Below are 25,898 nucleotides of genomic sequence, written 5' to 3'. Positions count from 1 at the left end.
TCCTCTCCGTGGGTCGTGTGTCGGGCGGCCTGCGCCGGGTGTCCGGCCGGACCCTCAGTCGAAGTAGAGGCCCAGCTCAAGGTCCTCCAGGAGCCCCGGGTGGATGGGCTGCCAGCCCAGCAGCTCGCGGGTCAGGGTGTTGGAGGCGGGCATGTCGTTGCCGAGGATGCGGGCCAGGAACCCAAAGTGGACGGCGGCGTCCTCGGCGGGGACTGCCTTGACCGGGAGGTCCAGGCGGCGCCCGATGGCCTCGGCGATCGCCCGGATCGTGACGCCCTCCTCGCCGACGCCGTGCAGGACCGAACCTGCGGGTGCGTTCCCCAGCGCGAGGCGGAACAGTCGTGCGGCGTCGAGCCGGTGGACCGAGGGCCAGCGGTTGGCTCCGTCGCCGAGGTAGCCGGACAAGCCCTGCTCGCGGGCGGTGGCGATCAGCCGCTGCACCATGCCGCAGGTGTTCGCGTCGTGGACGGTGGGGGCGAGGCGCACGACGGACGAGCGCACGCCACGCTCCGCGAGCGCGAGCGCGGCACGGGCACCGGCGATGCGGGGGCTGCCGGAGGCGGGCGGGGTGTCCCGCTCGCTGCCGACCGGCCCGCCGGAGGCGATGACCAGCGGCCGGTCCGTGTCGGCGAGGGCGTCGCCGAAGGCCTCGATCGCGGCCAGCTCGGCCCGGGCCGCCTCCTCGTGCTGGGTCAGGTCGTGGTGGAACGCGAGGTGGATGACACCGTCGCACTCGGCCGCGGCGGCACGCAGGACGCCGAGGTCCTCGATCGTGCCGCGGACGGCCTCGACTCCAGCGGTGGCGGTCAGGGCGGCTGCCGAGGCGTCGGAGCGGGCGAGCCCGAGGACCTGGTGCCCGGCTCCGGTGAGCTCGGCGACGACGGCGGAACCGATGAATCCGGACGCGCCGGTGACGAAAACGCGCATGACTGATGCACTCCTTGGCAGGTGGATGAGGACCGGTCCTGGGGCGCTGGTGCCGCTCGCCGGCCGGTGAGTCCACTGTGCGTGCGCCCGCACGGGCGGGTCCAATGAATGTTCTGCAGCAGGCGATACGCCGCGCGTATCGGGCCTGCTCCGGGTAGCCTTCGTGCTCCCGGAAGGCCGTGTGGGCGAGGGTTGCCGGGGTTACGCTGAGGTGGTGCCCGACGCCCCGATACCCTCCGCCCCGGTCCTCGATCTGCACCTGGCATGGTGCTTCACGGTCGTGGCCGAGTACCGGCACTTCGGCCGGGCCGCCGAGGCCCTTCACACCACCCAGCCGTCACTGAGCCGTCAGATCCGCCGCCTCGAACAACAACTTGGCGTAAGCCTCTTCGAGCGCACACCGCAGGGCAACCACCTCACCGAGGCCGGAGAGGCCTTCCTCCCCATGGCCACGCAGCTGCTGCGCGCCGCCGAACGCGCCGCGGCCGCCGCCCGGTCCGCTACCCGGCCCGCCCGCATCACCATCGGCCACACGCCCGGCATCATCGTCACCCCCGCCGTCCGCGAACTGCGCCGCCGCCACCCCGACGCCGAGGTGCGGACCAAGCAACTGACGCCCGACGAACCGCGCCGCGCGCTGCTGGACCACCAAGTCGACGCCGTCGCCGCCCGCCTGCCGTTCCCCACCGACGGCCTTGACGTGACCGCCCTCTACGACGAGCCCCGGGTATTGTTGGTCCCGTTGGACCACCGGCTGGCCGGCCGCAGCTCGGTCACCCTGGCCGACATCGCCGACGAGCCGCTGCCCAAGGTACGCGGAGCCGACCCGCTGGCCAGCGCCTTCTGGCGGATCGACCCCCGCCCCGACGGCCGCCCGGCCCCCGACGGGCCGCTGATCGAGACCGCCGCCGACCAGTTCGAACTCGTCGCCGGCGGCCAGGCCGTCACTATCTCCGTCCCCAGCCACACCCTGCGCCCTGACCTCGCCGCCGTCGCGCTCGACGGCGTCGAACCCAGCCACGTCGTGCTGGTCAGCCGCGCCCACGAACGCAACCACCTGGTGGCGGCCTTCCGCGCCCATGCCGTGAGTTTCCTCGGCGGCGCCCAACGCTGCGATGAGGCCGAGGTCTGAGCCTGCCTCACGCGGCGCCCAGCGTCGCGACGATGGTGTTGCGGAGCCAGCGGTGTGCCGCGTCGTCGTCCAGGCGGGGGGGGTGCCAGCACATCGCGTAGCGCATCGCGCCGATCTCCTGCGGGGCCGGGATGACGCTGGTGGTGCCCGGGACCGCGTGGCGGACGGCGAAGTCGCTCGGCAGGGTCGCCACCAGTGCGGTGCCCGGTACCGCCGCGGCGGAGGCCGCGTGGTAGGGAACGGTCACCGCGGCCCGCCTCGGGCTGCCGAGGGAGGCCAGGCGCTGGTCGCCGTGGCTCTGCCGGCCGTCGGTGACATCGACGACCACGTGGGCGCAGCCCGGGTAATCCCCAGGCGACAGTGCGGGCCGCTGGGCGAAGGGGTGGTGGCTCGACATCAGGCACGAGTCCCCCTCCTCGAAGAGCACCCGCGTGCGCAGCGGCGGCGGTGTGCCGCTGTGGACGAGCAGGTCCACCGGGCCGTGCTCGGCGTCGGCGAAGACCACGTGGTGCCAGCGCGAGAAGAGCACGGTGGAGCGGGGCGACTGCTCGAAGATCCGCGCCAGCAGCGCGCCGCTGAGCACGGAGACGGTGCAGTCGGTCCCGGCGAGCTGGAACGCGCGGGCGGCGGTGGCGGGGTCGAAAGCCTCGCCGGAGAAGACGTGCTCCTGGCGGGGCAGCGCCTGCTGCAGCTCGGCCCGGAGGCGCTCGGCGCACGGGCATGCGCGTCATCTCGGTCGACTACCGGCTCGCCCTCTAGCACCCCTATCCCGCTGTGCTTGATGACGCGCTGGCCGCCTACCGCGCCCTGCTCGACGCGGCCAGCGGCGGCTTCTCCCGGACCGCTTCTCCCGGACCGCCGGCTTCTGGGCGACCGGCGCCGTGGCGGCGAGTCCGCCGGCGCGGGCCCGGCAGCGGCGCTGCTGGTCGCCGCAGGCGACCAGGGCCTGCCGATGCCCGCCGCCGGGGTGGCTGTTCTCCCCCTACGCGGACCTGACCCTCTCCGGCGCGAGCATGACCGGCAAGCAGGCGGTCGGCCCGTCCTTCACCCCGGAGGCGATCGCGGTCCGCGCCAAGGACTACGCCGCTGCGGCGGATCCATCGGATCCCCTGGTCAGCCCGGTCTTCGCAGACCTGCGCGGCCTCCCCCCGCTGCTGATCCAGGCCGGGTCGCACGAACCGCTGCTCGACGACGCGGTCCGACTCGCGGCCCGTGCCGCAGCCGACGACGTACCCGTCACCCTGGAGGTCACCCCCGGCGTGGCGCACCTGTTCGACGCGTTCGCCGGGATGCTGGACAAGGGGGAGGCCGCACTGCGGCGTGTGGCCGACTTCCTGGCCACCACGGTCACCGGGGCTGTCCGGTGACCGGGACGATGGCCGGACCGGTGGCAGCGAGCTCGCCGCCGATGGACGCCACTGCGCCGAGCGGAGAGTTCGGTGCAGCGCCCGTCACGGCTCCGAACCTGGCCACGCGAGGACCGCTGTCGGGCTCTACAGGGACAAGGTCGGCCACATCCAGGCCATCGAGCGGCGGCCCGCCACCCCGCTCCACGCGACCCTTCTGCCAAGCTTGACGCGGGGTTGAACGGGCGAACCGGGGGCACTGAAAGCGTCTCGTAAGGAAGCTCTCCCTACCTTGCCGAGTGAGACAGGCAGTGGCCGCCGCTGCTGCCGTTCGCCGGGAGGGAAACATGGAGAAGCTGAGCGGGTGGGTGATCCGCCATCGGCTGCTGGTGGGCCTGGGCTGGCTGGTGATCACGGTCGCCGGGTTGGCGCTGGCCCCGTCGCTGTCGAGCCGGTTGCAGCCGGGCACGCATGTCAGCGGCCCGGGCTACACCGCCGACGTGGCGATCGCCCAGGGCTTCGGCGGGGTGACCCAGGACCCCGGTGTCGTGATCCTGGACCTGCCGGCAGGTCAGACCGTGACCTCGCCGCAGGTCGCGACGGAACTGAGGGCGGTGGACGCGGGGATCGCCAAGGCGGCGCCCAGCCTGCGGGTGGTCTCCTACGCCTCGACCGGCAGCCGGACGCTGGTCGGGACCGGCGGTACGAGCACGGTCGTCCTGGCCTACCCGCCGAAACCGGGTGACGACATGGCCACCGAGCAGGTCGACGCCCTGACGCAGGCCGCGAAGGCGGCGGCGCCGGACCTGGCAGTGCACGGCACCAGCCTGCGGGCCCTGGAGGCCGGCAACACCACCGGCAGCGGCAACTCCAGCGTCACCAGTGAGCTGATCATCGGGGCGATCGGCGCCCTGGTGGTCCTGGCCTGGGTGTTCGGGTCGCTGCTGGCGCTCCTGCCGCTGATCATGGCCCTGATCTCGGTGCTGACGATGCAGCTGTTCGTCTACGGCCTCACGTACCTGATGCCTTCGTCCTCGCCGATCCACCCGGCGGTGCAGTACATCGTGGCGCTGCTGGGCCTGGGCCTGTCGATCGACTACTCGCTGCTGGTCGTCACCCGCTGGCGCGAGGAGCGCGCGGCCGGCAAGAGCAATGACGAAGCGGTGCGGGCGGCCGTGCGGCGGGCCGGGCACAGTGTCTGGTTCAGCGGGATGGTGGCCTCGCTCGGCTTGTTCGCGCTGATCGTCATCCCCAACTCGATGGTCCGCGGCATCGGCGTGTCCGGCCTGTTCATCCCCTCCACCGCGACCCTGGTCGCGCTGACGCTGCTGCCCGCGGTACTGTCCAGGATCGGGCCGCGGGTGGACTGGCCCCGGCGGGTGTCGCGGCGGCGGCCGGTCAGCCGGTTCTGGACCGGCTGGTCGACGTTCGTGATCCGCCACCGGGTGGCCTCGGCCGTCGCCGGCCTGGGCATCCTGGCGGTGCTGACCGCCACCGCCGCGACGATCAGCATCAGCACGCCGAGCAGCCACGCGCTGGCCACCGCCGGCGCCTACACCGATGGGCTGCACACCCTGGAAGCCGACGGATTCCCCTCCGGGACGCTGACGGCCGTGCCGCTGTACGTGCCGAAGGCCGCCGACGCGGGGACCGTCGTGGCGGCTCTGGATACCGTCTCCAGCCTTCGCGGCGCGGTCGCCCCGGCGGGGCCCGGCTGGCCCGCCGGGAGCAGCGCGATGGTCATCGCCATCCCGCGGCACGAGGTCGGCAGCGCGAACGGCGGCACCTCGCTGGACGACATCCGCCGCAGCGTCCCGCCTGGTGTCCTGGCCGGCGGCGAGGGAGCGCAGAAGATCGACGAGACCAGCGCCACCTACGGCTCGTTCCCGCTGCTGTTCGCGGTGGTCGCGGTGGTCACCTTCCTGCTGCTGGCGCGCGGGATGCGGTCGATCCTGCTGCCCGCCAAGGCCGTGCTGCTCAACATGCTGTCGGTGGCGGCCTCCTACGGGCTGCTGGTCATCGTCTTCCAGCACGGCGTCGGCATGAAGGCGCTGTGGGGCGCGTCCACCTACGGCGCGATCGACGCCCTCGCCCCCGTGCTGATCTTCGGGTTCCTGTTCGGGGTGTCCATGGACTACGAGGTGTTCATCCTGGCCAGGGTCCGCGAGGGGTACGAGCGCACCCGGTCCACCCGGGAGGGCGTCATCGAGGGCGTGTCCCGCACCGGCCGCCTGGTGACCTCGGCCGCGCTCATCCTGTTCTTCGCGCTCGCCTCGCTGGCCACCGCCAACGACGTCACCGTGCGGGAGATCGCCATGGGCCTGGCGTTCGGGGTGCTGCTGGACGCGGTCGTGGTCCGGATGCTGCTGCTGCCCGCGCTGGTCTCACTGCTCGGGGAGTGGAACTGGTGGCTGCCGGACCGGGCCGCGCGGCTGCTGCGGCTGCCGGCGAAGGAGCCCGCCGTCGTAGTCGAGGGCGAGACGTCCGTTCCGCTGCACGTCGGGGATGCTTAGCCCATGCGGGTACTCGTGGTCGAGGACGAGCCGGACGTCGCCCAGGCCCTGGTCTGGGGCCTGACGGCCGAGGGCTACATCGTGGACACGGCGGACAACGGGACCGAAGGACTGTGGATGGCGACGGAGAACGCCTACGACGTCATCGTCCTGGACGTGATGCTGCCGGGCCTGGACGGCTACCAAGTAGCCCAGAGCCTGCGCGAGCGAGAGCGCTGGATGCCGATCCTGATGCTGACCGCCATGACGGACGACCTCGACCACGCCGAGGGACTGGACTCCGGTGCGGACGACTACCTGCCCAAGCCGTTCTCCTACCCGGTCCTGCTGGCGCACCTGCGCGCGCTGACCCGACGGACCCTCGGTGCCAGGCCGGCGGTACTCACCGCCGCCGGCCTGACGCTCGACCCCGCCGCGCGCACCGTCACCCGCGACGGCGCACCCCTGGATGTGACCGGTCGGGAGGCCGCTGTGCTGGAGTACCTGCTCCGGCACAAAGGCACCGTCGTCTCCAAGTCCGAACTGCTGGAACACTGTTGGGACGCCTCCCGCGACGGCGATCCCGCAGTCGTCGAGGTCGTGGTGCACCGGTTGCGCCGCAAGATCGAGACGCTGGAGGCACCTGCGGTCATCGAGACCGTCCGCGGCAAGGGATACGTCATCAGGAGCGAGGAGTCATGACCGAGCACCCGCGCGGCTGGTACCGCCTGGCTCGAACGGCTCACCCCCGCAGCGTGCGGACCCGGGTCACGTTCCTGGCGGGAATCGCGCTGACCGCCGCCGTCATGCTCGGGCTGGTCGTGATGTATCTGCTCCAGGTCGACCAGGCCAAGCGGACCATCGCCGACCAACTGCGGACCTACGCCGTCCAGATCGAGCAGTCCGCGACCGGCCCGATCTTCCCGCGGCCCCTGCCGCCGTCGGTGCTCGACGCTCAGGCCCAGGCGCAGGTCCTTGCGCCGGACGGCACCGTCCTCGCCGCCACCCGCGACCTCGACGGCCGATCCGCGGTGTTCTCGCTCCCGCCCGGCTCCACCGCCCCGGTCCGGCAGGAGGCCGCCGACGGCATCCTCCCCGCCGAGGTCTCCGTCGTCGGCGAGCGCACCACGGTCGGCGGCCGACCGGTCACCGTCGTCACCGTGACCTCAACCAACCAACGCGACCAGGTTGACGAGACTTTCGCCCGGCTCCTCGTCATCGGCGTGCCGGCCACGCTCCTGCTGGCCTGCGGCACCGTGTGGTGGGTCGTCGGCCGCGCGCTGCGGCCCGTGGAGCAGATCCGGCGCACCGTCACCGCCATCACCGCCGCGGACCTGTCCCAGCGCGTCCCGGAGCCAGGCACCGACGACGAGATCGGCCACCTGGCCCGCACCATGAACCACATGCTCGCCCGGCTCGACGACTCCGCCGCACGCCAGCGCCGCTTCGTCGCCGACGCCAGCCACGAGCTCCGTAGCCCCCTGACCGCGATCCGCACCGGCCTGGAGGTGGGGCTGGCCCATCCCGCCCGCGCGCCGTGGCCGGACATCGCCACGCGCGCGGTCCGGCAGACGGGGCGGCTTGAAGAGCTGATCTCCCAGCTGCTCACCCTCGCCAGGGCCGACGTCGGACAACTGGCCGCAGGGCAGGAGACCGTCGATCTCGGCGCGTTGCTCGCCGAGATCCGCGCCACCACCACGGCCCCGCACCTGCGGATCGATGTCTCGGTCCCACCAGACACCAGCGTGACCGGCAACCCCGAGGACCTGGCGAGGCTGTTCCGCAACCTCGTGGACAACGCCGTCCGCCACGCCGGATCGAGAGTGTCTCTCACCGCCGGGGGTGATGCGGGCAGCGTGCGCGTGGAGATCAGCGACGACGGCCCCGGAATCCCGGCCAAGGAGCGCGAGCGCGTGTTCGACCGGTTCGTCAGGCTCGACGCCAGCCGGGGCCGCACCAGCGGGTCCACCGGACTCGGCCTGGCGATCGCCAAGGAGATCGCCACGGCACACGGAGCGACGATCGTGCTCACCGAGGCCAACACCGGCGGAGTACGCGCCGTCGTGACCCTGCCGCGCTGACGAGGTGTGTGACACGACGTCGGCTGGCGGCCACGCCGTGATTTGCTCGGCCACCCTCGCTCTGTAGCGGCCGGAACTGGCTGGAGCCATGGTCCGCGGACCTCGCACATGGCCGTTCAGTCCCGAGGAGCCGGTGTGCCCGTGTTCGCAACGCCGGGATTGCCGGCGGGTGCGTGGATGGGACGGCGGCGCATCACCTGCAGCGCGGTCAAACCGAGAGCGGCAGCCAGGGCGAGGGACACGTCCGGCGTTCGCGAGGCAGCCGGACGCCCGCCGCGTGCCGGCCGACAGTGTGCCCGGACGCGGACTGGCCTGGCGGCTGCGCGGCAGTACCCGTCTCTTTCGCTCCTTGCGTGTGGGCACTGCCGGGTTCTGACGGGCTGGAAGGCCGGGGCGTGGGGTGGGAGGCGCCCTCGTGCTGGGCAGGGAGCTGGAGACTCCAGCCTGGGTAGATGAGGTTCGGGTTCTGTCGCGAGACTGCCCCGGTGACAAGTACCTGCGGCAGTCACATCCCTCCCTGCACGGGTTTGATGTCTCGCGCGGAATCAAATCTGCACCCGCCCGACGTTGTGCTCTTCTGGTCCAGGAGGGGGAGGTGTCGGGCCTGAAGCTGTTCCACGCGACGAAAGGCGGCGTGACTGAGGTCATGCCGCATCTTGCTGACGTCGAGGCGGATGTGCAGGATCTCGTCGAAGCGCATATGGAGACGATGCTGGGCGTGCGGATCCTGGCGAGCGAGTACGTCATCGACTGCGTTGACGGCGGGCGGATCGACTCGCTGGGCCTTGATGAGAACAACGCGCCGGTGGTGGTCGAGTACGAGCGGGGCACCGACGCCGGTGTGATAAATCAGGGCCTTTATTACGTGGCGTGGCTGATTGCCCATAAGAGCTCGTAACACGATCTTGGTGAGGTGTGCTGGTCTGGCGTGACCAGTACGACGATTCCGCCGTTCGTGAGGTGTGGGGAACCGGCCGTGGATCGTGGACGACGACTTGTGGGCGCTGATCGAGCCGTTGCTGCCGCCCTGGCCGCAGCGAGCTCCTGGCCCCAGGCCCGTGCCGGACCGGCTGTGTCCGCAGGGCATCTTGTACGTGCTTTACAACGACGTCAGCTGGCAACTGCTGCCGCTGGAGCTGGGATTCGGCTCCGGGCAGACCTGCTGGCGCAGGCTGGGCCGGTGGCATGAAGCCGGCGTCTTCGACAAGTTGCACCGTCTTCTGCCCGGCGAAGCTGCACGCGGCCGATGAGCTGGACTGGTCGCGGGCCTGCGTGGATGCCTCTCACATCCGCGCGAAAAGGGGGGCGAAGCAACCGGCCCGTCACCGGTCGACCGCGGGAAGACGGGCAGTAAGCATCATCTGATCTGTGATGGCAGGGGCACTCCGTTCAAGGTCATCACCACCGCGGCCAACGTCAACGACGTCACGCAGACCCTTGCCCTGGCTGACGGCATCCCGCCTGTGGCAGGCAAGCCCGGCAAGCCGCGCCGTCGGCCGGACGCAGTGCTCGGCGACAAGGGCTATGACGGCAATCCCAACCGCCGCGAGCTGCGCAGGCGCCGGATCCTGCCGGTGATCTCCCGCAAAGGCGCACCGAACATCAAGGACCTGGGCAAGCTCCGCTACGTCGTCGAGCAGACCTTCTCGCTGCTGCACCAGTTCAAGCGCCTGGCCGTCCGCTGGGAGCGACGCCTCGATCCGCACGACGCCCTCGTCTCCCTGGCCTGCAGCCTCATCTGCTGGCGACGCCTCAAGAAAGCTCAGCCATGATCGTGTTACGAGCTCTTAAGGACCTCGGTCCTTTTGTATAGAACCTTTGCATTTCGACCTTTGCCGAGTTTGTAGCCCTTTAGTCCCAGTTTTGCCGCTTCCCGGTAGACCCAGCTTGCCGACGTGTTCAGCATCGCTGCGAGCTCATTGGTATCCATGAGGACGGGCTCCACTCGGTGAGCCCTTCGAGGGGGGGTTGGGCTAAGGCTGGATGCCATCAAGAGGGGTATTCGCGCGGCGTCGAGCATCGGAGTCCTTTAAACGGGTATCGGTCAACATCTTCCGCAGTGCGCTACTGCCACGTACGCACACGGGCGACCCCTATGTTCCGGAGCATCCCAGGTTTCCATAACCGGGGATTCGCTGCTATATACGGTCGGTCCGCCAGCAGGTTCGGTGTCCATGGCGGTCGGTTCACGGGCGCTGGGCAGATTGGCTCGCTGTGAGCCGGAATCGGGTACGTCTTCACAATCGTCGGGGAGCCGGCCAAGTGAGATGCGGCGGAAGTCGCCGTGACATCGCAGATGGGCGTGGGGCGTGGCTACCAGAGTCCGGTGGGGTAGGTCAGGTGTTGCCCAGGGCCTGGGTGAAGTCTGATCCATTGGCCTCCCACCGGTCGTCATCGAGAGGCAGCTGTGCCATTGGTGCAGTCAATGGTGCGACAGTTGAGCCAATGGGCAGGGTGGTGGTTAGCTGGTGTGGCCGGAGCCCCGGCAGGACGAGGTCCGCTACCGGCTGCTGGAGACGATCCGGCAGTACGCCGCCGAGCGTCTGCGGGCCGCCGGGGAACTCGCGGCCACCGAGGCCCGGCATCGCCGCTTCTACCTGGAGCTGGCCGAGGCGCGGGACCGCGAGCCGCCCACCGGCATCTCCGGGGCGGGCTCGCTGGAGCTGGAGACCGATTACGACAATCTCCGGGCGGCCCTGCGCTCCTTCCTGCGCCACGAACCGGACAACGCGCTGCGGCTGGCCGTCGCCCTGCGATCGTTCTGGCCCGAACGGGGACGCCTCGCCGAGGGCCGGCGCTGGCTACAGGACGCCCTGGCCGCGGCACCTGAGCCCACCCCGCAGCGGGCGAGGGCGTTGATGGGGCGGGCCGTACTGGCGATCCGCCTCGGCGACTGCTCCCCGCTGGAGGACATCGCCGAGCAGGTCGTAGGAATCCACGAGCGGCGGGCGGACCCGGCGGCGCTGGCGTACGCCCACTGCCAGCAGGCGATCCTGCTCTGGATGCGCGGTACCTGGGACCGCGCCCGGACCGCCCTCGACCTGGCCCGCTCCTGCGCCCACGACGCGAGCGACCCCTCGGTCCTGGCCGCCGCGGCGCACCTGGAGGGCGTCTGGGCCGTCTGCCGTGGCGAGGGCGCGGTGGCCCGCGAGGCATGTACGGAGAGTCTGCGACTGCTCGATGACGTCGGAGCGGACAGCGGCCCGTTCTTCCCGGTGATGACACCGGGTTACGCGGTCGAGGCCGACGAGGCGGGGCGGGTATCCGTGTTCTACGAGGAGACGGTGCTCGTCGGACGGACGGTCGGCCCGTCCCGGGCGCGCGGCTACGCCCTGGCGACTCTCGCATGGGCGAGCCGCCTCGACGCCGACAAGGGCGCCGCCACCGCGGCCGGCCGAACGCAGCGCCGACTGCTTCCGCACGCTCGCCGACCCGCACGGGGAGCCCCATGCCCTCAACACCCTCGGCAACATCCACCGCAGCCGGGGCGACCACGGCACCGCACGGAAGTACCTCGACGCGGCGCTGGCGATCCGCCGCCGGCTCGGCGACCGCCGGGAGGAAGGCATCACCCTCGGTTGCCTCGGCCTGCTCCACCTGGCCGACGGGGACACCGACAGTGCGGGGACGGCCCTGGCCCGGGTCCTCGCGGGCTTCGAGGAGACCGACGACATCCCGGGCATCACCAACAGCCTCCTCCACCTCGGGCTCGTGGCCCGGAGCACCGGTGACTCGGCGCGGGCACGCGCCCTGCTGACCCGCGCCCAGCGCCTGGAGCACGTCGCCGCCTCGACCTCCGCCGCCGCGTGGGTGGCCCTCCTGCTGGCTCAGCTGTCGTGGCAGGCGGGTGAGCGCGAGGCCGCTGCTGCGGCGGCCGCCCGGGTCGGTGACCTCTTCGCCCGCCTCGGGGACGCTCGTGGTCCGGTCGTCCTGCGGCGCACGGTGCCGGTGGCGCCGACCGGTCAAAGTGGTTGCTGAGTGAGTGCTGAGAGGCGTCGCCTACGTTCGTGAGCATCAGCGCGAGCACTCACACCGAGGAGCCGACCATGTCGATCGACACGGCAAAGGGCGTCCTGGGGGACGCCACCGTCGCCGAGCTGGAGGCGGGCCTGCGCGGCACCGTCGTACGCCCTGACGACACCGACTACGACCAGGCCCGGTCGGTCTGGAACGCGGCCCACGACAAGCATCCGGCCCTGATCGTGCGCTGCGCGGTGACCGCGGACGTCGTCCGCGCCGTCGAGTTCGCCCGCAGCCAGGACCTGCTCGTCGCCGTGCGCGGGGGCGCCCACAGCATCGCCGGGTTCTCGACGGTCGACGACGGCATCGTCATCGACCTGTCGCCCAAGAAGGGCGCCACCGTCGATCCCGTACGGCGCCGGGTGGTCGCCCCAGGCCGGCCTGACCTGGGGCGACCTCGACCACGAGACGCAGGCCTTCGGGCTCGCCGTGACCGGTGGCCTGGTCTCCACGACCGGCATCTCGGGCTTCACGCTCGGCGGCGGGGTGGGCTGGCTGCTGCGCCGCCACGGTCTGGCCTCCGACAACCCGACGGCGGCCGAGGTCGTCACCGCGGACGGCCGCGTGGTGCGCGCGGACCCGCAGCAGCACTCCGACCTCCACTGGGCCCTGCGGGGCGGCGGCAACTTCGGCGTCGTGACCTCGCTCGAGTACCAGCTGCACCCGGTCGGGCCGCAGGCCCTGGCCGGACTGATCATCTACCCCCTGGATGAGGCCCGGCAGGTGGTCACGGGCTGGCGTGAGCCGAGCGGACGCATGCCCGACGAGCTGACGACGCTGGTCAACCTGACAACGGCGCCTCCGCTGTCGTTCCTGCCCCCGGAGGTCCACGGCACCCGCCTCGTCGTACTGGCCGGGATGTACGCGGGCGACCCCGCGGCCGGCGAGGCGGCCGTCGGTCCGCTGCGGGGGCTCGGGACGCCCCCGACCTCATGGGTCCGATGCCGTACACGGGCGTGCAGTCACTGCTGGACCCGCTGTGGACGGCCGGCGCGCACAACCACTTCACGTCGGCGTTCATCGAGCCGTCCGACGCCGCGCTCGACTCCGTGCTGCGGCACCACATGACGACACCCACGCCCGCCAGCGAACTGCACCTGCACCAACTGGGCGGCGCCTTCGCCGGCGTGCCCGCCGAGGCCACGGCCTTCAGCCAGCGCGATCCGAGCGTGCTGTGCAACGTGATCGCGCCCTCCCCGGACGCGACGGACTTCGACACCCATGTCGCCTGGGCCCGCTCCGCCCGCGAGGAGATCGCCCGCCACGGCCGCGGGTCCATGTACGTCAACTTCACCGGCGCCGCCGCCGAGGACAAGGTCCGCGCCTCGTACCCCGAGGCGGTGCACGAACGGCTGGTGAGGGTCAAGGACACCTACGACCCCACGAACCTGTTCCGCCTCAACCAGAACATCCGCCCCTCGACCGCGGCCTGAGGGGCAGCCGCCGCGAAACCCTGAGGCGCGCCTTCGCGCGCCGGCTGGGCAGCACGCCGTCGGCCTACGCGGGAGCGTTCCGGAGCGGTTCCGGAGCACTCGGCAGCACTGAGCAGGGCGCACGCTTTCTCGCCCGACAGCGCGGGCACACCGACCGGCCGGATGCGTCAGTCGCGGCGCGGCGGCCCGCACTCGGCGATCATGCGCCTCCGGCGTCCTGCGTCCGCTCGCCCTCCGCCTGGGACGGCTCCGTCCTGGGGACGTCCGGGTGCTGCTCCACACCCGCGCGCTCGGCCGGCTCGTCGCGCTCGCCCTCGGCCTGGGAGGGAGTGCGCGAGTACAGATAGGCGTCGTAGTCCGAGGCTCCGGTTGTCATGACGGGCCCCCTTTGCTCACCTTTGCCCACTCACCTCCCATAGTCCTCCGGGATCCGCCCCAGGGCGAGAGCAGCTTCTGTCCCGCCAGATGGCCAGGCTCTTCGGGGCCTACGACGCCGACGGAAACGGCTACGTCGAGCGCCGCGATTTCGAGATCCTGGCGGAAAGGATCAACCGGAATTTCTCGGATACGGGATCGCCGCGCGCGGCGGCCGTCACCACCGCCCTGCGGCAGGTGTGGGAGGGCATGGCCGCACGCATGGACAGGGATGGCGCCTGCTGTCCGTGGACGAGATGGTCGAGGCGACCTTGGAGTACAACACCAGACGGTCAACTCCCGTCCGATGCCTGGACCTCCGTCGTCCCACCAGGCACCGTACAGCCTCGGAGACACACCGGCTCCCCCAACTATCGAGGGCTGTCCACATGTCGATCGCACCAGCTGTCCTGCGCCTGGCCGCAACAGCCGCAGGACTCCTGCTCGTAGCCGCGCAGACGACCACCGCGTCCGCCGCCCCACCGGCCCGCTCGCCCTCCGCTGCGACCTGGTCCGCGCCCCTGTCGACCCAGGGCCGTTACATAGTCGACGGTCAGGGCAACCGCTTCCGGCTGAAAGCGGCCAACTGGGACGGCGCTCAAGGGTCGTGGACGGGCAGCGGGAGCGTCACCGACCCCGCCAACCATCACGCCGGCCAGAACTCCTACGGCATACCCCTCGGCCTCGACCGCGTCCCGCTGGACCGGCTGCTCGCCGACTTCCACCAGCTCGGGATCAACACCGTCCGGCTGCCGTTCTCCAACGAGATGATCCACGGTACGACCCCGGTGCCCGACGTCGCCGTGGGGGCCAACCCCCAGAGCCCCGTTTTTCAAGGCGCAACGGCGTTGACGGGTCCCAAAGCGTCACATTCAGGGCTTAGATGGTGTTTGCATGCGTGAGTTACAGAAATATGCAGGATTGGTAATGGCCTTCGCATTTCCTTCACCGTGTGAGGGGCGGGGAGGAGGGTGTGCCTGTGCGGCCGACCGGCCACACACCAGCACAACCCACCCCGCCGGCCCGCGAGTTCTCCGCTGTGGCCGGCTGGGTGTGGGCACCTTCGAAGGAGGACCTCGTGTCCGTTTCTTCTTCCGTCCGTCGCCTGACCGCCGTCACCGCCGTCGCGGCCGCCGCCGTGGGCGCGGTGGCACTGCCGGCCGCGGCCGCCGATCACCACTCGGGCTACCCGCGGCATGCGGAGGTCTACATCAGCGGTGTGCAGCACGGCTCCCCGGGCTGGGACGAGCGCTCCAACCGCTCGCTGAACAGGGAGTGGGTGGACATCACCAACTCGACCCGGCGGGCGGTGAACCTGGACGGCTGGACCCTGTCGGACGAGGACGGCCGCACCTACACCTTCCGCCACGTGTGGCTGGAGGGCCGGGCCACGGTCCGCGTCCACACCGGTTACGGCCGGGACACCCGCACGGATGTGTACCAGGACCGGCGGCGTGAGGTTTGGGAGGACCACGGCGACACCGCGACCCTGCGCAACGACCGCGGCCACTTCGTCGACGCCGTCTCCTGGGGCCGCGACGACCACCGTGGCGGCGACCGCGATCACCGCGACCACCGTGGTGGTGACCGCGACCACCGCGGCGAGAACCGTCACTGACCTGATGGTGGATGGCGCCGGTTCATAGACGCCTCGACAGCGCGCAGGTCGCCTCCTCCGAGTGCGGAGAAGGCGACCTGCGTTGCGGGGGAGAGGGCTACTTGAACCAGTAGCGGACGCCGTGGTGGTGCGAGCAGGTGCCCTGCGAGTGCCGCGAGTAGTCCGCGGTGGCGTCCTGGCACTTCGCGGTCGCGTACTTGTCCTTGGGCTTTTGGCGGTGCGTCCAGCCGCACACGCCGGTGGTGTGGTGGATACAGTGATGTGCGGTATTGGTCGACGGAAGCGTTACCGCGGACGCGGCCGGGGCACTGAAGGAGACACCGGCCGCGGCGACAGCCACTGCTGAGACGGCAAGACGAGCGCGCAAAGGACCCCCCTTTGGAGGCGAGCAAGTGCAGAGGGACTCTATCCGGGTTTCTACCGCTTACGCGCCGTTTCGGATTGCTGGACGCGGCGGCGGGCTGAGCAGCACGTACGGCCTCAGGAGGGGGCTGTTGCGACGCGACTCGCCGGCGAGCAGGTAGGGGTCCGCGCCCGGCTGGGACCCCGGCCTCCTCCTGGGCTTGAGCGCTTAAGCGGCGGGCAGAACGGGTGTGCAGATCTCGGCGCGACCCTTCAGAACGCGGACGGGCTGTGGACCTCGTTGCGCTGCGGGTCGAAGCAGGTCAGGCCGTGTTTTCGTGCAAGGGCGAAGACCGCCCGCGAGAAGCGGTCGGCTCGCGACCAGCCGACGGCAAGGATCAACCGGTGCTCGTTTGCGTCCGGGCTGAGGCTCCAGACGATGTCGTCGATCTCATCGTCATCCGGGTCATCGGGGGCGGGGAACCCGACGAGCAGATCATCAATGAGGGCGAGATTCCGCGGGTCCGGCTGAACGACGCTGTCATCGCCGTCTGCCAGGCTCTGGCAGACAAACAGTGCCCCCTCGACCGTGATCGGCGTCGGCTCATGCCAGACATAGAGATCGAGGCTCATCGCATAACCACCTGCGTGATCACTCTTGAGGTGATCACCTTCTCGGTTCGGGGCTGGCCTGGCAAGCCCCGAACCCCCCGGCCCTGCCCTCACCCGCGGGCGAAGCCCGCCCGTCCCCATCCAGGTTCCTTGTTGCTGCGGCTCCACAGCGGTCACCAAGCCGCCGCACCCGCCAGCGCCGGGCTCTACTCCGACGTGGCTCGTCGCAGCAGTACGGCGGTTTCGGAAGCGGTTCGTTCGAATCGCTTAGCTGCAACCGCTTGGTGCGATGCGCTGGACCCGCCCACGGCCACTCAGCCGGCCCAGGACTGTCAAGGGTCATGACTCGCAGGTCGATTCTCCTGAAGTCCGTTGCCCGGGGAGCTCGGCGAGGGCTCTGGTCTGGTCCACTCGTATCCTTCCACCCTGCCCAGCGCCCACTCCGCCCGCACGCGGCAGTTGTCGTTGAGGGTGGTGTCCCCGACCAGTTCGATCAGCGCGGCGGCGCCGTGGTGCCGGTAGTCCTCCATCCCGGCCAGTACCTCCGCCGCCTCCACGCGAGCGAGGCCCAAGAGGGTGGTGTCTTGGGTCAGGTGGAGCAGCGCGGCGGCGCCGTCGTGCCGGTGTCCCTCCGTCCCGGTCAGCGCTCTGGCCGCCACCAAACGCTCGGGGTTGAGGGCGGTGTCCAAGACCAGTTGGAGCAGCGCGGTGGCGCCGTCGCGTCGGTACTCGTCCATCCCGGCCAGCACCTGCGCCGCCTCCACGCGGTAGATGCCGAGGACAGGGTCGTTGAGAGTGGTGTCTTGGGCCAGGAGGAGCAGCGCCACGGCGCCGTCGCGCCGGTGCCCCTCGAGCCCGGCCAACGCTGTGGCCGCCACCAAACGCTCGCGGTTGAGGGTGGTGTCCCGGGCCAGGGCTTTGAGTGCGGCGGCGCCGTCGTGCCGGTGCCCCTCCACCCTGGCCAGCGCATATGCGGCCTCCACGCGGTAGATGTCGAGGACAGGGCCGAAGGGGGTGGTGTCATGGGCTTCCTGGGCCAGGTCTTTCAGCGCGACGGCGCCGTCGTGCTGGTAGTCCTCCATCCCGGCCAGCATCTTCGCCGCCTCCACGCGCCAGATGCCGGGGAGGGTGATGTCTTTGATGAAGCGGGTGAGTTGGCGGGCGGTGGACGCCGGGGGCAAATTGGTCCTCAGTCGCACTTGCGCTGTGAGGAACGAGCACGCACCCGGGCCTCCGTGTGCTGTGAGGTCTTCCACGCGCTCGGCGACCTCGGCTGCGAGGCCGTCGGAGGGGACGACAAGACCATCGAGAAGGAAGCCCAAGTAGGACGGTTCGGTGGTGGGAACCTGGGGTCCGTGTCCGGCAGGGAACAGCTCGTCGAGGAGTTCGGCGCGAGCAGCCTCGTTGCGCGTGGCGTGGCGGGCGGCGTGGTATTCGAGGAAGGTCTGGTGGGGGAAGCCGAGGCCGTCGGCGCGGTGGACCAGCAGCCCGGTGTGCCGGAGCAGGTTCTCCAAGAACGCCTCCCACCGCTCTGGGCGCACCTTGCCAGGGCGGCGCACGGCCTCGTGTGAGGCCAGTGCCTCGGCCACTGAGGTCGCGTGGTCCGAAAGTCGCCGGTAGGCCAGGTAGTCGATCAGCTCGAGCAGCCGTTCGTGGACATGCCGGGCGGCGGCGTCGGCTTCCTTACGCGCCCGGGGACTCTGAAGGCTCTCCACGAGGTGCTTGATCGCCTTTTCGTGGCTGTCTGCGACATGCTTGCTTGCGTTGGTTTCGTAGAGCAGGTCGGTGAACTCCTTGTACGCCGCGGTGCGGCCGTCCGGCAGCGGGCGTTCGGGCTTGGCGAGGTGGAGCTGGCAGAGCATGAAGACCATCAGCGGGGTGCGGGCCAGCTCGGCCAGGCTGGCGTCGCGGAGCGCGCCGGTGAACTGATGGGCACGGCGGGTGGCCTCCTGTTGCGGCCACCGGCTGCTGAAATACTTTTCGACGTAGGTGCGCAGGTCGTCGGTGGTGAAGGGCTGCAGTTCGTAGCGCGGCGCCTGCCCGCCCAGCGCGTCGAGTTCCGCCGGGGGCAAGGGGCGGGTTGCTACGACGAACCGGTACAGCCCCGTCCCGGCCGCGGCAGCGCCGGCGAGCATCGTCACCACAGCACTGCGGGTATCGGCATCGGGGATCTCGTCAAGACCGTCGACCAGGACCAGCCAGGATCCCCCGGCGCGCGGCGGGCAGCGGAAGAAGTCCGCGCCGAGCTCCTCCAGCAGCCCGACCTGCCGCAGCTCGCCGGTGACGGCTTTGGCCAGCGCCGTGGGCAGCGGGTCCGTGCCGCCCAGTGCTGCCGCGCTCACCATGACCGGGATCGTCTTCCCGGTCCTACCGTTCAGCCAGCTATCGGCGACATCGGCCAGGTAAGTGCGCAGCAGCGTGGATTTGCCGCCACCGGGGCTGCCCAGCAGGACGCATATGGGCCGGTCGTGTCCGAAGACCTCGGTGGCGGGCACCTCCGCACCGGGCTGGTCTCCCCCCGCGCCGGCGGTGCCCGGGCCGGAGCTGGTCTGGCGGTCCGCAGCCGGGATACGAGCCCCCCGAGGCACGCGGACATTGTCGAGTGGCGGCAGATTCCCGGCGCCCGGCACGCCTGGATGGGGATGCCTTCTGGCGACCTCACGCGCCGCCGTCAGGTACGCGGTTATCAGCGGTGCGTTGGCTGGTGAAGCGGTGGGTGGCCGGGTTTCCTTGGCCTGCTCCCAGCGCTTCTTCCACAGTTCCTCGGTGCCCTTCCACCAGGCTGTTGCCCGGGCGCGTTCGGGGCCGCTGCGGGTGTCTGGTGACTGTTTTCCGGACCACTCATGCAGTACCTGAACCACGGCCCACAGGGATAGGAAATCCTTCGCCGGGCTGCCCGCTTCGAACCAGCCGCCCACCGTGGTGGTCCCGCGCTCCGGCAGCCCGGCCTCCACCAGCCGGCGGTTTGCCTCGGCGATCGCCTCTGCGCGGCTTCTGCCCGTCTTCTCAAGCGCTGTCTTCTCCAGGTCTCGCAGCGCCTCGCGCAGCGCCTGCCGTCCCGCGCTGCGGCCCGTCTTCTCGCTCACCGCGGTCCTTCCCGCTTGCTCTGGATCCGGCGGATCCGCTCAGAGCCGGCCGGAATGCGCCTGTGACCTGCCCTTTTGTTGGTGTTGTCCACTCGGTCCGGCAGGTCTTCGCCGGGTTGGTTCCGCTCTTGTGGAATGGCCTCGTGCCGTTCGTCGGACGGCGGCACGGACGGAGGGACTGCCATGGACGTCACCGCCTGGGCTCTGCTGCCCGTGGCCGGCATGCTGGTCGCGGCTGCCGCAGCCGTGCTGATCGTCGTCGTCGCGCTGAAGGACACCGCCTCGCGGGACCGTGCCACGGTCTTGATGGCCGTCGCCGAGGTGATTCGAGCTGTACGGGGCCGTAGGTGACGGCCCGCCTTCGGCACCCGCGGTGCCGGCGGTGTCCACGTCACCGGACTTCCCCTTCCGGTGTGCGGGTGCCGAGGCCCAGTCGGGAGCCGAGGCCGAGGCGCCCCTCGCCGTAGGGGCGGACATGGGACCAGAACAGCGGTGTCAGGCCGCGCCGGTCGGCTGGGCAAGCAGATCGGCCCATGCGGATTCGGCGAGCACATCTTGGAGCACCAGGGTGTTGACGTACACCAGCGACGCCTGCAGGCTCCTCGCGCACCCGATCCGCATTCCGCTCCGCGTGCGCCACGTTCATCGCGAGCCAGTCCGTCAGCTTCTTCGCGCCCTGCACCGAACACACCTGAAAGCAGAGATGTTCGCATATCTGCGCACGGTGATACTCGATCGTCCCCCCAGAGCACTCGTACAGGCCGAAGTCTGCCGCCGACACCTTCATCTGCCGGGCGACGAAGCCAACCACCTCGTCCAGGAACTCCGTCCGTCCCCGGGGAAAACGGCCGTGCTGGGTGTAGTACTTCAGCAGCAGCGCGAACCCAAGCCTCTTCGCGCCCCGCTTGCCCGCCACGAGCTCCCGCTCGTCGTCGAGCACCGTCCAGTGCTCGACCAGATCATCCATCCCCACCGGCAGCCGCCCCACGAACACGCATATTGCCGGACAGTCCAGGCCAGCACCGCTGAAGGCCACAAATGATCAACGGTGTAGGTGTCCCCTGAGAAACGCGCCCAGCTATTGAGGGGTTACTTGAACCAGTAGCGCACGCCGTTGTGGTGGGAACGAACGCGAAGATCGTCCTGATGGGGTACCCGCCCCTGATCTCCGACAAGGGATCGTGCCTGAACATCGGCTTCAGCGGCATGGCCATCGGCCTGTCGGAGGCATCCGCGGCCTGGCTCGACGACACGCTGGCGCGGCGATGCAGGGCGCGGCCGACGACGCCAAGGCCTCTCGGGCATCGACGTGTGGTTCTCCAACCCCAAGAGCGACTTCGCAGGCAAAGGCGTGTGCGGTGGCCCGGAACAGCTTCACGGCATCGTCAAGACCTTGACCAAGTCCGACGAGCCGATCAAGGACTGGCCGCTCATCAACCAGTACGGCCTGTCGGCCCAGTGGTTCCAGCCGAAGATCGGTGGCGCGCGCCTGTACGCGAACGCTCTCGACCGCACGATGGCAGGCATGAGCCTGTAGCCGTCTGAGTACGGGTACTCATGCCCGGCCCGGCCGTCCTGGTGGACAGTGACGGTCGGGCCAGGCGTACAACGACGGAGAGGCGACTGTCGATGAGAGGCAGACAGGCATGAGGGCCTTCACGCGGCGTGCCAGCGGCTCGAAGAGCGTATGGGGATCGCTTGCGGTGGTCATCATGCTCGCCGTCTCGGCCTGTTCCACGACCCCGGACCGTGCCGTCAGCGACAAGCAGCTGCGCAAGCTCGGGGAGAGCGGCCAGGCGGTGCAGGCCCGGCAGCGGGCGGAGCAACAACTCCGGGACGTGGCACGGGCGTACGCCGACCGCACGCCCCTGTCGCTCGGCCTGATCGTGGTACACGACGTGTGCGTGCCGGGATCGGGACCGGGCTGGTTCTTCCAGCAGAAGACCGACAACTACAAGATCGCCTGCTCGATGAACGTCACCGCCTACTACGGCGCCGACCCCAGGCACGTGGGCGACACCCTCGACGGGATCCTGACCGCGGGCGACCACGACCGGTCCGGGCCGGCCGGATCCAAGAGCCCCATACCGTTCACGCACGACGACCACGGCAAGCGACTCGTCGCCTACTACCGCGGGCACGGCCCGAACCCCCAGGGCCCCAAGGCCCCGGAACCGACGGTGATGGCCTTATCCGGACAGATGCTGACCTGGGACACGACACGTGGCGGCGCCCCGGCCCGGCTGGTCGAGGAGCCCTACGCCGGCCTGGTCGACGATCCGCCGGCGTCCCGCGTGGTGCGTGACCCGAAGACCGCCACGGTCGCCGCCATCCGGAAACGGTACGGCCTGGTGTTCAAGCTGGAACTCCGCTACAGCCACTACTACGCGGTGCTCAAGAACGGTCGCACCCGCACGGAGTGACGTCGCTGCCGGTCGGACACGGCTCCGCTCGGGTGTCACGCCCCCCCGTCGAGCAGGACCTCGTACACCGCCTCCCGGCACACCTCGGGCGCGGTCGTGTCGATCATTCCGGCCTCCACCTGCGCAACCTGGTCGGTGGTGGACGTAGGTCGGCGCCTGCCGGCGCAGGGTAATGGGACGTCGATTCTGGGTGCGTCACCGTTTGAGTTTGCGGTGGATGACGACCTGGACGGTGTCGATGGCGGCGCGGATGTCGGCGATGCGGGCTCCTTGCTCGTGGGAGAGTTTGAGGGCTTCGTCGACGTACTTCTTGTTGGTGAGCACCTTGGTGAGTTTTTTGGCGCACTCCTGGGTGATCGCGGTCTTCTCGTACGCCTCGATGGTGGCGACGACGGTGCCGAAGGGGATGTCGGGGAAGCGGCGCTCGGCCTGCTTGACGAGAGAGCAGTTCCCTCAGCTCCTTCATGTCGTCCCTGGTCGCGGTCTTTCCGGTCAGCTTGTCGAGCTCGACGGCCACCTTGTCGAGGACCGCGGACTCCTTCTGAAGGGGCTTGGCCGTGTTGTCGAGCCGGCGGTAGACGAAGGTGGCGACGGCGGTAAGAAGGATGCCGGCGAGCGCGATGAGCGCGGCCCAGGTGGAGGTGCTGTTGAAGCCTTCGCTGGCCGTGCGGCTGGCCTGAATCACGAGGGTGGGGAAGGCATCACCGGCGTTTTGCTACGGAATGGGAGGAGGAGAGGGCATGATTGGGGTGCCCTAACTGAGAACTAGGGAGGATGCCCGTCGGGCCGGTCCTGGCAGATCACCCGGCGAGCGTCGAAAGGTTCTCCGTGTACCGCTTGGGCGGTGCATGTAGTGGCTGCGGTCTCAGGCTCTGCAAAGCCTGGGGCCGCAGTCCGCGTTCAGGGCCTTTCAGCCCGGTGGATGCGGGGTATCGAAAACAGCCGTCGGGGAGCGCACGCGTGTGCGGGAGGGTCGGTCATCCTCCGCCTGCCGGGCGGGCAGGATCGGACGGAACAGGTAGACGATTGATCAGTCGCCCCGCACAGCAGGCCGTGGATGGAAAATGAAGACATGAGCTCTTCCTCCGTCTTTGTTCTGATCAGCAGGCAGGGGGTGGGCTGCGGCCGCTCAGCGTGTTCCATGGGTTCGCGATCCTGGAGGCGCTGGGCGGTTTCCGTCAGTCGAGCGGGTGACGGGGGATCAGCCGGTAGAGGACGCGGTGCCTCTGCCGCCAGCCGGGGTTGTCGTAGGCCACCGAGAGGCGCACGTCGTTGAGGGCGAGGTAGCCGACCCATGTGGCGGTGATCGGCAGTCCGGTCACCGTCCGCACCCCCCCGATGGTCATCGTCACGATCGCCATCGTCACGAGCAGCACCGTGACACCGATCGTCAGAGGGCGCCGGGGGATACGCAGCTTCCGGTTCCTCTGCTGGATCACGGTCTTTCGGCTCTCACGGCGGGCCTTCGCGAAAGAGGCGGTGTAGGCGCGGATGTACGTCTCCGGGTCCGGGAGCGGAGGGCGCGCGGCCACAGTTTCCTCCTGGGCATCGTCGGTGTTGCAGGTACTGGTCATGGCTTCCTTCGGGTTTCTCTGAACTCACTTACGTACGTGCTTGCGGAGGACGGGACTTGGGCAGCTTCCCGGTCAGGAACCACTTCATCGGCGCATCGTCGATGCCGTCCTCGCGCATCTTCTTGTAGGCATTGCTGATGTGGGCTTTCAGCTCGTCGGTGGCGATCCCCATGACCTCGGCCGCGGCAGCACGGCCCATGGGGATCACGCAGCCCAGATGGACGGACTCCTGCTCACGGGGCGTCAGCCGCCCGGTGGAGACGTAGTTCAGAGCGCGAAGGATCTCCAGCTCCTTCTCGGCCGGGTCCCAGCCGTCCGGCGCGTCGATCGTGGGCTGTGCGCGGATCCCGTGGGAGAGGAACGGCTCGAGCGGCTCCAGGAAGAGGGCGGCCGGCCTCGCCGAGTTGGCGAGGATCTTGTTCCGGTGGTTCCGGGCCTCCTTCATGGTCATGCCGTAGAACAGCCGCCACCTGATGCCGGAGCGCGTGGCGTCGGGCGACATGCGCTCCGTGACCCAGTCCGGGACGTCGAACACCGGTGCACCCTGGAGGTACACCTCCCGCACCAGCTCGAACCAGCGCTCGTCGCCGTTCGAGTGGTGAGAGTGACTGCTGGAGCTCACCGGATCCTTCTGTGACATCCCGGACGAGGTGAACTATGTCTGGGAGGCAAGCTAGTCAGTAGGTGAACTTTGGGGGTTTAGATGGGGAGTTCGACGCTCTGACCTACGTTTGGGCGGTGCTGGGCAGCAGCCTAGGTACAGCCCGCTGCAACACGGTTTAGACAGGGAGACGCGCCGCGCCCGGTTGGTCTCCCAGTCCGCCCGTCGGCGGCGTAAGAGGTCCGTGGCGGTCTTGTACCGCTCGCGCCGATTCTGCCCGATGGCGATGAAGCCGGCGGCCGGTTGTCAGACCCGGATCCCTACTCTCTGTTGCCGAGTCGCTACAAAGGGTGGCGATCGGGTTGGAGGGAGTAGCCCGTGTCGGTTCCGGTTCAGCGGACCATCGGTGCTGATCTGCAGAAACTTGTCGCTCAGAGCTCCGCATGGGCTCAGGCGAAGGGTCTGAAGCCCTTGGCTGCCCTACCACGAGGAGAGGGCCGGCACGTGCTGCTGACGGGCGATGTGGTCAACGCGGCAGACTTCATCGACCTCGCCCACGCGTGCGGCGCGCGGGTGCTGTACTTCGACAGCGACGCGTTCTCCGCGGAGGGGTTCGGCGTCTTGGACGACGACGGGCTCGAGCCCGAAGCCGGTGTCGAGGACCAACTGAGCGTCGAGGCTCAAGACGAGCTGAAACGTCTGCGCCGGGCCGCGCGCACGCGCTGCGCCGTCCAGGTGTGCGTCGCCGATGATCAGGCCGTCCACCCGGCGGCCGAGGACCATCGCGATCTGCTCGCGCTGCACGGCCGGATCGTCATGGGTGTTGGTGACGAAGGCGGACAGCCCGTGCTCGGTCGCCTCCTCCTCGATCCCTTCGTAGATGGTAGCCACCACGATCTCCGACAGCCGCGGGAAGAGCACGCCGACGAGGTTGCTGCGGCGGGTGCGCAGGCTGGTGGCGTGCGGGTTGGGCCGGTAGCCCAGTTCGTCGGCCAGCTCCCGGATCCGGCGCGCCGTCTGGCCCGAGGCCGCCCGGCCCTGTTCGTCTGCCGGGCCGTTGAGTACCCGCGAGACCGTCGAGACGTGCAGTCCCAGCCGCTCGGCGATCCCCCGCAACGTCACCGGACCGCCCTCGCCCGCCATGCCCCTCACCCGTCGTCGCCCCTCTTTCGATCCGTCCGCCGCACCGTCCCAGTGTCAACCGCGGGCCGTATCCGCCCGGGCCAGAAGGAGTTGAGACCGTGCCCAGCCTGCCACCCCCTGGACCTGGACATCCCGGGCAGGTTCTCGCGCTGGACCCCGGCGAAGCCGAGCAGACCCGTTCCAGCACCGAGGGGGTGAGGCAGACGGGACGGCCACGGGCACCGCAGGGCCTGCGAAAAGGCTTCCGCTGACGAGGGCGATGGTCCTACAGTCTGAGCCCGTGATCCCCAACGGCGTTCCGCTGCCCCCGACGGTCTACCCGCTTGCCAAGGGACGTGTGTGGGCCATGCTGGCCGGCTCTGTGGTCTTCGTGGCTGTGGGCATCGTTCTCCTGGTCGCCCACAGCACCGTGAAGATGACGGTGGCGGGGGCGCTGGCCGTGCTCTTCTTCGGGTTCTGCGCGGTGCTCATCATCCAGCGCCTGCTGCGCGACCGACCGGAGCTGGTGCTGGACGACGCGGGAGTGGACCATGTGAGGCTGGGCCGGTTCGGCTGGGAGGAGATAGCCGCGGTGCGGATACGCGAGCAGCGGGTACGCAACACCTCGCAGCGGTTCATCGAGCTGGTCCTCCACGACCCGGACGCCTATCTGGC

Annotated in this window: 27 protein-coding genes and 4 pseudogenes; 20 read left to right on the top strand and 11 right to left on the bottom strand. The window is 69.9% G+C overall.

What is annotated here, in order from left to right:
* Nucleotides 1-54 precede the first annotated feature (54 nt).
* The gene (locus tag ABT288_RS37145) at nt 55-927 is read right to left on the bottom strand and encodes an SDR family oxidoreductase (protein ID WP_351617636.1); all 873 of its coding nucleotides are present in this window, start codon (nt 925-927) and stop codon (nt 55-57) included.
* 214 nt (nt 928-1,141) lie between these two features.
* On the opposite strand from ABT288_RS37145, the gene ABT288_RS37140 reads away from it, so the two are divergent.
* Nucleotides 1,142-2,059, top strand: a complete 918-nt coding sequence (locus ABT288_RS37140) for a LysR family transcriptional regulator (RefSeq protein WP_351617634.1) — start codon at nt 1,142-1,144, stop codon at nt 2,057-2,059.
* Between the two features lie 7 nt (nt 2,060-2,066).
* Here ABT288_RS37140 and ABT288_RS37135 read toward each other — a convergent pair whose 3' ends face one another.
* Nucleotides 2,067-2,738 carry a LysR substrate-binding domain-containing protein gene (locus tag ABT288_RS37135; protein WP_351617665.1) on the bottom strand — a complete coding sequence of 224 codons (672 nt, stop codon included), beginning with the start codon at nt 2,736-2,738 and terminating at the stop codon, nt 2,067-2,069.
* A 202-nt stretch (nt 2,739-2,940) separates the two neighbouring features.
* On the opposite strand from ABT288_RS37135, the gene ABT288_RS37130 reads away from it, so the two are divergent.
* The 12 genes and pseudogenes from ABT288_RS37130 to ABT288_RS37080 all read left to right on the top strand — a co-directional run bounded on the left by ABT288_RS37130 (nt 2,941) and on the right by ABT288_RS37080 (nt 13,431).
* Entirely contained in the window at nt 2,941-3,426 is a 486-nt protein-coding gene (locus ABT288_RS37130) for an alpha/beta hydrolase fold domain-containing protein (protein ID WP_351617631.1), read from the top strand.
* Nucleotides 3,427-3,752: 326 nt separating this feature from the next.
* On the top strand, nt 3,753-5,918 hold the full coding sequence (locus tag ABT288_RS37125) for an MMPL family transporter (RefSeq protein ID WP_351617629.1): 2,166 nt from the start codon (nt 3,753-3,755) through the stop codon (nt 5,916-5,918).
* Between the two features lie 3 nt (nt 5,919-5,921).
* Nucleotides 5,922-6,599: a response regulator transcription factor gene (locus ABT288_RS37120; protein ID WP_351617627.1), complete on the top strand. Its 678-nt coding sequence runs from the start codon at nt 5,922-5,924 to the stop codon at nt 6,597-6,599.
* Nucleotides 6,596-7,978: a sensor histidine kinase gene (locus ABT288_RS37115; protein ID WP_351617625.1), complete on the top strand. Its 1,383-nt coding sequence runs from the start codon at nt 6,596-6,598 to the stop codon at nt 7,976-7,978. The genes ABT288_RS37120 and ABT288_RS37115 overlap by 4 nt, the downstream gene beginning before the upstream one ends.
* 595 nt (nt 7,979-8,573) lie before the next feature.
* Nucleotides 8,574-8,870: pseudogene (locus tag ABT288_RS37110) on the top strand (transporter); the annotation flags it as partial.
* A gap of 91 nt (nt 8,871-8,961) precedes the next feature.
* A complete protein-coding gene (locus ABT288_RS50365) occupies nt 8,962-9,228 on the top strand; it encodes a transposase (RefSeq protein WP_502972922.1) in 267 nt (88 codons plus the stop codon).
* 6 nt (nt 9,229-9,234) lie between these two features.
* Complete coding sequence (locus ABT288_RS50360; RefSeq protein WP_502972923.1) at nt 9,235-9,750, top strand: IS5 family transposase; 516 nt, start codon at nt 9,235-9,237, stop codon at nt 9,748-9,750.
* Between the two features lie 1,699 nt (nt 9,751-11,449).
* Nucleotides 11,450-11,581 (top strand): annotated as a pseudogene (locus ABT288_RS37100) (hypothetical protein); the annotation flags it as partial.
* 108 nt (nt 11,582-11,689) lie between these two features.
* Nucleotides 11,690-11,956, top strand: a complete 267-nt coding sequence (locus ABT288_RS37095; RefSeq protein WP_351617622.1) for a hypothetical protein — start codon at nt 11,690-11,692, stop codon at nt 11,954-11,956.
* A 68-nt stretch (nt 11,957-12,024) separates the two neighbouring features.
* Nucleotides 12,025-12,309 (top strand): annotated as a pseudogene (locus ABT288_RS37090) (FAD-binding protein); the annotation flags it as partial.
* A 34-nt stretch (nt 12,310-12,343) separates the two neighbouring features.
* Nucleotides 12,344-13,066 carry an FAD-binding oxidoreductase gene (locus ABT288_RS37085; protein ID WP_351617662.1) on the top strand — a complete coding sequence of 241 codons (723 nt, stop codon included), beginning with the start codon at nt 12,344-12,346 and terminating at the stop codon, nt 13,064-13,066.
* Complete coding sequence (locus tag ABT288_RS37080) at nt 13,063-13,431, top strand: BBE domain-containing protein (protein ID WP_351617660.1); 369 nt, start codon at nt 13,063-13,065, stop codon at nt 13,429-13,431. The genes ABT288_RS37085 and ABT288_RS37080 overlap by 4 nt, the downstream gene beginning before the upstream one ends.
* Nucleotides 13,432-13,630: 199 nt before the next feature.
* Here the strand turns inward: ABT288_RS37080 and ABT288_RS37075 are convergent, their stop codons facing one another.
* A complete protein-coding gene (locus ABT288_RS37075; protein ID WP_351617620.1) occupies nt 13,631-13,807 on the bottom strand; it encodes a hypothetical protein in 177 nt (58 codons plus the stop codon).
* A 427-nt stretch (nt 13,808-14,234) separates the two neighbouring features.
* Here ABT288_RS37075 and ABT288_RS37070 point away from each other — a divergent pair.
* Nucleotides 14,235-14,666, top strand: a pseudogene (locus ABT288_RS37070) (glycoside hydrolase); the annotation flags it as partial.
* Nucleotides 14,667-14,923: 257 nt separating this feature from the next.
* Nucleotides 14,924-15,463, top strand: a complete 540-nt coding sequence (locus ABT288_RS37065) for a lamin tail domain-containing protein (RefSeq protein WP_351617617.1) — start codon at nt 14,924-14,926, stop codon at nt 15,461-15,463.
* A 97-nt stretch (nt 15,464-15,560) separates the two neighbouring features.
* Here the strand turns inward: ABT288_RS37065 and ABT288_RS37060 are convergent, their stop codons facing one another.
* From ABT288_RS37060 to ABT288_RS37050, 3 genes are all read right to left on the bottom strand, one after another.
* Nucleotides 15,561-15,698, bottom strand: coding sequence for a DUF3761 domain-containing protein (locus tag ABT288_RS37060; RefSeq protein ID WP_351617614.1), 138 nt, complete (start codon nt 15,696-15,698; stop codon nt 15,561-15,563).
* A gap of 380 nt (nt 15,699-16,078) precedes the next feature.
* Entirely contained in the window at nt 16,079-16,438 is a 360-nt protein-coding gene (locus ABT288_RS37055) for a hypothetical protein (RefSeq protein WP_351617612.1), read from the bottom strand.
* Between the two features lie 311 nt (nt 16,439-16,749).
* Nucleotides 16,750-19,503 carry an NACHT domain-containing protein gene (locus tag ABT288_RS37050; protein WP_351617609.1) on the bottom strand — a complete coding sequence of 918 codons (2,754 nt, stop codon included), beginning with the start codon at nt 19,501-19,503 and terminating at the stop codon, nt 16,750-16,752.
* Nucleotides 19,504-19,686: 183 nt separating this feature from the next.
* On the opposite strand from ABT288_RS37050, the gene ABT288_RS37045 reads away from it, so the two are divergent.
* Nucleotides 19,687-19,854 (top strand): hypothetical protein, encoded by a 168-nt coding sequence (locus tag ABT288_RS37045; protein WP_351617606.1) that lies wholly within the window; start codon nt 19,687-19,689, stop codon nt 19,852-19,854.
* A gap of 40 nt (nt 19,855-19,894) precedes the next feature.
* Here the strand turns inward: ABT288_RS37045 and ABT288_RS37040 are convergent, their stop codons facing one another.
* Nucleotides 19,895-20,491, bottom strand: coding sequence for a DUF4158 domain-containing protein (locus tag ABT288_RS37040; RefSeq protein ID WP_351617604.1), 597 nt, complete (start codon nt 20,489-20,491; stop codon nt 19,895-19,897).
* Nucleotides 20,492-20,896: 405 nt separating this feature from the next.
* Between ABT288_RS37040 and ABT288_RS37035 the strand changes: the two genes are divergently transcribed.
* Together ABT288_RS37035 and ABT288_RS37030 are read left to right on the top strand one after the other, a co-directional pair.
* The gene (locus ABT288_RS37035) at nt 20,897-21,040 is read left to right on the top strand and encodes a hypothetical protein (RefSeq protein WP_351617602.1); all 144 of its coding nucleotides are present in this window, start codon (nt 20,897-20,899) and stop codon (nt 21,038-21,040) included.
* 175 nt (nt 21,041-21,215) lie between these two features.
* Nucleotides 21,216-21,926, top strand: coding sequence for a hypothetical protein (locus tag ABT288_RS37030; RefSeq protein ID WP_351617599.1), 711 nt, complete (start codon nt 21,216-21,218; stop codon nt 21,924-21,926).
* A gap of 195 nt (nt 21,927-22,121) precedes the next feature.
* Here ABT288_RS37030 and ABT288_RS37025 read toward each other — a convergent pair whose 3' ends face one another.
* Nucleotides 22,122-22,250 carry a hypothetical protein gene (locus tag ABT288_RS37025; protein ID WP_351617597.1) on the bottom strand — a complete coding sequence of 43 codons (129 nt, stop codon included), beginning with the start codon at nt 22,248-22,250 and terminating at the stop codon, nt 22,122-22,124.
* Between ABT288_RS37025 and ABT288_RS37020 the strand changes: the two genes are divergently transcribed.
* A complete protein-coding gene (locus tag ABT288_RS37020; protein WP_351617596.1) occupies nt 22,243-22,695 on the top strand; it encodes a hypothetical protein in 453 nt (150 codons plus the stop codon). The genes ABT288_RS37025 and ABT288_RS37020 overlap by 8 nt on opposite strands.
* A gap of 409 nt (nt 22,696-23,104) precedes the next feature.
* Here the strand turns inward: ABT288_RS37020 and ABT288_RS37015 are convergent, their stop codons facing one another.
* From ABT288_RS37015 to ABT288_RS37005, 3 genes are all read right to left on the bottom strand, one after another.
* Nucleotides 23,105-23,500 carry a hypothetical protein gene (locus ABT288_RS37015; protein ID WP_351617594.1) on the bottom strand — a complete coding sequence of 132 codons (396 nt, stop codon included), beginning with the start codon at nt 23,498-23,500 and terminating at the stop codon, nt 23,105-23,107.
* A gap of 28 nt (nt 23,501-23,528) precedes the next feature.
* Nucleotides 23,529-24,122, bottom strand: coding sequence for a hypothetical protein (locus ABT288_RS37010; protein WP_351617591.1), 594 nt, complete (start codon nt 24,120-24,122; stop codon nt 23,529-23,531).
* Between the two features lie 459 nt (nt 24,123-24,581).
* The gene (locus tag ABT288_RS37005) at nt 24,582-25,244 is read right to left on the bottom strand and encodes a LacI family DNA-binding transcriptional regulator (protein WP_351617589.1); all 663 of its coding nucleotides are present in this window, start codon (nt 25,242-25,244) and stop codon (nt 24,582-24,584) included.
* Nucleotides 25,245-25,524: 280 nt separating this feature from the next.
* Here ABT288_RS37005 and ABT288_RS37000 point away from each other — a divergent pair.
* Nucleotides 25,525-25,898, top strand: a 374-nt coding sequence (locus ABT288_RS37000) for an STM3941 family protein (RefSeq protein ID WP_351617586.1), incomplete at its 3' end; no start/stop codon positions are given.

It is taken from the genome of Streptomyces sp. NPDC001093, assembly GCF_040298985.1.
Taxonomy (GTDB): Bacteria; Actinomycetota; Actinomycetes; order Streptomycetales; family Streptomycetaceae; genus Streptomyces.
Note: the sequence above shows the minus strand (reverse complement) of the source record. Positions and strands in the feature narration are given on the sequence as shown.

Bases quoted from the DNA above. Each gene is read 5' to 3' on its own strand.
- ABT288_RS37145 (WP_351617636.1), bottom strand. From the start codon at position 927: ATGCGCGTTTTCGTCACCGGCGCGTCCGGATTCATCGGTTCCGCCGTC.
- ABT288_RS37125 (WP_351617629.1), top strand. From the start codon at position 3,753: ATGGAGAAGCTGAGCGGGTGGGTGATCCGCCATCGGCTGCTGGTGGGC.
- ABT288_RS37120 (WP_351617627.1), top strand. From the start codon at position 5,922: ATGCGGGTACTCGTGGTCGAGGACGAGCCGGACGTCGCCCAGGCCCTG.
- ABT288_RS37115 (WP_351617625.1), top strand. From the start codon at position 6,596: ATGACCGAGCACCCGCGCGGCTGGTACCGCCTGGCTCGAACGGCTCAC.
- ABT288_RS37080 (WP_351617660.1), top strand. From the start codon at position 13,063: ATGACGACACCCACGCCCGCCAGCGAACTGCACCTGCACCAACTGGGC.
- ABT288_RS37075 (WP_351617620.1), bottom strand. From the start codon at position 13,807: ATGACAACCGGAGCCTCGGACTACGACGCCTATCTGTACTCGCGCACT.
- ABT288_RS37055 (WP_351617612.1), bottom strand. From the start codon at position 16,438: ATGAGCCTCGATCTCTATGTCTGGCATGAGCCGACGCCGATCACGGTC.
- ABT288_RS37045 (WP_351617606.1), top strand. From the start codon at position 19,687: ATGGACGTCACCGCCTGGGCTCTGCTGCCCGTGGCCGGCATGCTGGTC.
- ABT288_RS37030 (WP_351617599.1), top strand. From the start codon at position 21,216: ATGCTCGCCGTCTCGGCCTGTTCCACGACCCCGGACCGTGCCGTCAGC.
- ABT288_RS37015 (WP_351617594.1), bottom strand. From the start codon at position 23,500: ATGACCAGTACCTGCAACACCGACGATGCCCAGGAGGAAACTGTGGCC.
- ABT288_RS37005 (WP_351617589.1), bottom strand. From the start codon at position 25,244: ATGGCGGGCGAGGGCGGTCCGGTGACGTTGCGGGGGATCGCCGAGCGG.